Consider the following 4,450-nt stretch of genomic DNA (forward strand, 5'->3'; position numbering starts at 1 on the left):
AAGTGCAAGGGTAGGAGAATATGGACTAGATTTAAATTTAAATGTATTAGAAGCAATAGTTAAACCTAATGAATTTAAAGAAAAACAAGAACTTGCAGAAGAAGAAATAAAAACTAAGTTTGAAGGAATAAAAACTGCAATAGAAACATTTAATTCAGAAAAAGATGAAATAATTGATATATCTCAAAAAGAGAGAACAAATATACTAAATGCTGAAGAATATCATCTAAATTCAAAATATGATATAAACATTGATATAATTAAAAAATCTGATGTTAGAACAAAGGAAGGAAGGGAAGAATTAGTAAAAAAACTTGGTTTTTCTGGGTATAAGGCAATTGATCCAAACAAACTTCCTAAAGAAGCTGAGGAAAGAAATAAAGAATTATTACAACAGGGGTTAGGATTATTAAAAATATTTGTAGGTAAAAATAAAGAAATATATACTGTTGGTGAACTATCAGAAAAACAATTTAAAGAAGGTATATCTAGAGAATACGGTATTGTAAATTATGGAAAAATTATAAAAGATTTAAATGGTAATAATAAATTGATAGGAGCTACTGTAGGAGAAATATTTAAAAAAAGAATAAGTGATAATATATATGATGAAAAACCTATACAGATTGAATATGATAATGTTGAAGATGGTGAAATTGTTGAGATAATAAGCGATATGTATGTTGTACAAGACATTATTATAAACAATCAAAAAAATATGTATTTATTTGAAAGAGGTATTATAGAAAAGAGAATTAAAGAATTTAAAGACACCCCAACTTATATTAAGGATGCTACAGGGGATAATGTAGAAAATTTATTAAAATCATTAGAAAAGGAGACAGGCTTAGATATAATTGAAATAGTATATTTAGCAGGGGAAAAAAATAAAGAAATGTTTATAAAAAACAATATTTTAATAAGTAAAGATGAAGTGAAAGAAATTAAAAATTCTAAAATTAAAGATTTAAAATTAATGAATAATGTTAAATTCATATTAAATCCTATTCTTACAAATTCAAAAATAAATATATTAAATAGTGAAAAAGAAAAAGAAAAAATTAATATTTCAATGAAAGATTTTATAGAATACGTTGAAAATAATCCTGAAAAGAGTTCTGTTGTAAGTATGGTTACTGTAATTAATAATGTAGATTATTTAAATACAGGTACTAAAGTTTTACTGAAAGATTTTAATTATACAAAAAAAGAAAAGCAAAAAGTAATATTAGGAACTACATCTTTTATAATTCAAGGTGAATATTTGGACAATAAAAAAATGAAGTTAAAATTTTTTTTCATAGATAAATTTGAACATGCACTAAAGCCAACTAATTTTCCAAATTTTCAGCCTGATGATATTGAGGGGTCAATAAATTTTGGGATTTTGTTAAAAGAAAAAGAAATGGTTATTAAACTTAAAGATTTAAATAAAATAAAAAGAAAAATTCAAGAAAACAACAAAACTTTAGAAGAAATTTTAAAGGATCTAAAATGAAAAAATATATTTTAATGATTATATTTATATTTATTTTATTGAAAATCGTTTCGACTTTTAATTTAACTGATGTTGGTTATTATACAGATGATATTATGTTTATAAAAAATGAAAAAAAGATTATTTTTTTAAAAAACAACGAAAAACTTATTAATGTAAAGTCAGTTTATAGATTTCCTGGATATATAAATGCGTTGATGATAAAAACTAATTCAAGAGAATATATATATTATTTTAATTCTGATTATATATTACATGATCTTGAAAAAGATTATTTTGATTATCCTTTGAGCAAGGATTCAATAGAAAATAATTTGTATATTGATTTTGATTTATTTTTTATTTTATTTACAGTGGAGAGCAAATATGAATAGAAAACTAAAAAATGTTTTATTACTATTTTTTGTAATATATTTAATAAATGGCATATTATTTAAAGGAAACTATAAATATGATTATAATGTTAATATTGATAATTTTTCTAAATTATCAATAAATGATAGAAATGAAATTAACCTTGCATTATTAATAGGAAGAAACAATGATTATTTATATGGTTTTTCCTATGCAAATTATAAGTCTCCATTTTTTATATACGACATAGAAACAGAAGAATTAAAAATAGTTGATTTCAAAGAGTTTAATGAAACAATAAAAACAAATATATTATACCCTTACACATTATTCAAGTTCTTTAATACAAAAGATAAACTAAGGGATATTGGGTATGTTTTTAAACCAGTATCCTCTTTTAAATCTATGAAAAGTTCATACATATACAGTGATATTGAAAAACCTTTTTGGACTAAAATGTTTAGTATTAACTTAAAAAATATATTATTAATTTTCATATTTAATCCTATTTTTTGGATATATATGTTCTTATTTTTAATTGAAAGAAATAAAAAGAAAGATAAACGAGAATTTATAGAAGAAGAAATAATATTTTATTCTTTCATTTCTTTATCATATTTGACATCTATACCAACGATACTATTAAAAATATATCATCAAAAGAAAAAGTGGGAGATAGACTCTTTAAATAAATTAAATATTTTAAATGCAAGTTTTATTATAAATATTCATATAATTAATTACTTGAAAATTATTACGTTTTTTTTAAATATTTATTTTGTTTTACTAATTTATATGATTATTTTTATTTTATTAATTTCAATATATTATTACATATTCAATAAAATTTATATGAGGGAGGACAGAGATTATTTATTGATTGAATTGCTTCTTTTTATATTAATTGGGGTAAAGTTCTAATATCAATCCTTCTTACTGGATAAACCAGTAAGGGGGTCTTTTTTTAAAGTTTAAATAAAAACATTTTTGTCTATTGACAATAGTTGATTGCTTAAGTATAATATTTTTACTTGGAGGAGAAATATGGAAGAGTATGCTCATTTAAGATTAATTGAATAGAAAGAAGGGAAAAATGTTTGATTTATCAATAGTTACAATTTTTTTAGGGGGAATATTTATGTTCTTTTCACCCTGTATATTTCCATTATTACCAGTATATTTTGGTGTTCTTGAAAAAGATAATAAGAAATTTAGAAATACACTTTTATTCTTATTGGGTATTTCTCTTGCCTTTATACTATTAGGCTTTGGTTTTGGACTTTTAGGAGATATACTATATAACCCTGTAATTAGAATAATTGCAGCTATAATTATCATAATATTAGGATTACAACAATTAGAGATATTTAGTTTTTCTTTTTTAGAAAAAACAAAAACTTTACAAAATAATAGAAAATATTATAATTCAGGATTAGAATCATTTATGTTAGGTTTAACTTTTTCTTTAGGTTGGACTCCGTGTATAGGACCTATACTTGCAGGTGTACTTTTACTTGCAGGGGATAGTGGCACAGCACTTCAAGGGGCATTTCTATTACTGGTATTTGTACTAGGTTTTGCAACACCCTTCTTGATTTTTACTGTATTTTATGATAAATTAACTGAGAAGATAAAAATAATAAAAAGTAACTTAGGTTTACTAAAAAAAGCGAGTGCAATATTAATAATCATTATGGGTCTACTATTACTATTTGATAAATTAGAGTCATTAGTTGCTATTTTTAATAGATTAAGTATATAATTGGAGGGAAAATGAAAAAAATAATAATTATGTTAATGTTAATATTTTCTAGTCTTACTTTTTCAGGAGACTTAGATAATATAGTATTTAAAGATCAAAAAGGACAAGTTAAAACTATAAAAGATTTTAAAGGTAAAACATATATCAAACTTTGGGCTTCATGGTGTCCAACTTGTTTATACACTATGGATCACACTGTAGAACTTTCAAAAGAAAAAAATCTTGGATTTAATGTAATATCTGTTGTTTCACCTACAAAAAAAGGTGAATTAAATGAAGAGGATTTTAAAAAATGGTTTAAAGGAACAGATTGGACAGCCTTACCTGTATTAATGGATAATCAAGGAAGCTTAATAAAAAAAGCAAGACTTAGAGGATATCCTACTAATGTATTTATAGATAGTGAAGGTAACATAGCCAAAGTAGTAACAGGAGTTATTTCAACTAAAAAGATAAAGGAAGAAATGAGTAAGATAAAATAAGGTGGTAGAGAAATCTACCATTTTATTTTTCTATAGGAAATTAGAACTCTAATAAAGTGTGTATATTTTTATTAATTCAAATAATTGAATAATTATAATGATATAAAAAGAATGCACTTTATATATTCAAGTAGCACAAAATTACCTATTTGAATAATAGGCCATTAGGGTTATAGAATTTATGAATAGGTCGGCCAAAAGCACTACTTACAAAAAGTTCATAAGCTTCAAGATAAATATTACAATTAGGACACATAAAAGGATAAAATCCCCAAATAGCTTTAAAGTTCTTTCTAAAAAGTGAAGGAACTTTTTTAAGTTCAGTTTTAAATAAAGCAAGAGCTGATTTTAACT

General features: G+C 23.0%; 5 protein-coding genes and 1 pseudogene. 5 read left to right on the plus strand and 1 reads right to left on the minus strand.

What is annotated here, in order from left to right; all coding sequences use genetic code 11:
* From AYC60_RS09040 to AYC60_RS04675, 5 genes are all read left to right on the plus strand, one after another.
* Nucleotides 1–1,498 (plus strand): hypothetical protein (locus AYC60_RS09040; RefSeq protein WP_197416967.1); only part of this gene is annotated, 1,498 nt, incomplete at its 5' end.
* On the plus strand, nucleotides 1,495–1,872 hold the full coding sequence (locus tag AYC60_RS04660) for a hypothetical protein (RefSeq protein ID WP_067321817.1): 378 nt from the start codon (nucleotides 1,495–1,497) through the stop codon (nucleotides 1,870–1,872). The genes AYC60_RS09040 and AYC60_RS04660, both read left to right, overlap by 4 nt.
* Nucleotides 1,865–2,773, plus strand: coding sequence for a hypothetical protein (locus AYC60_RS04665; protein WP_067321818.1), 909 nt, complete (start codon nucleotides 1,865–1,867; stop codon nucleotides 2,771–2,773). Before AYC60_RS04660 ends, AYC60_RS04665 begins: the two co-directional genes overlap by 8 nt.
* A 172-nt stretch (nucleotides 2,774–2,945) precedes the next feature.
* A complete protein-coding gene (locus AYC60_RS04670; protein ID WP_067321820.1) occupies nucleotides 2,946–3,614 on the plus strand; it encodes a cytochrome c biogenesis CcdA family protein in 669 nt (222 codons plus the stop codon).
* Between the two features lie 11 nt (nucleotides 3,615–3,625).
* Nucleotides 3,626–4,096 (plus strand): redoxin family protein, encoded by a 471-nt coding sequence (locus AYC60_RS04675; protein ID WP_067321822.1) that lies wholly within the window; start codon nucleotides 3,626–3,628, stop codon nucleotides 4,094–4,096.
* Nucleotides 4,097–4,241: 145 nt separating this feature from the next.
* Here AYC60_RS04675 and AYC60_RS09045 read toward each other — a convergent pair.
* Nucleotides 4,242–4,450 (minus strand): annotated as a pseudogene (locus AYC60_RS09045) (hypothetical protein); the annotation flags it as partial.

The sequence above is a fragment of the Streptobacillus felis genome, from assembly GCF_001559775.1.
In the GTDB taxonomy this organism is placed as follows: Bacteria; Fusobacteriota; Fusobacteriia; order Fusobacteriales; family Leptotrichiaceae; genus Streptobacillus; species Streptobacillus felis.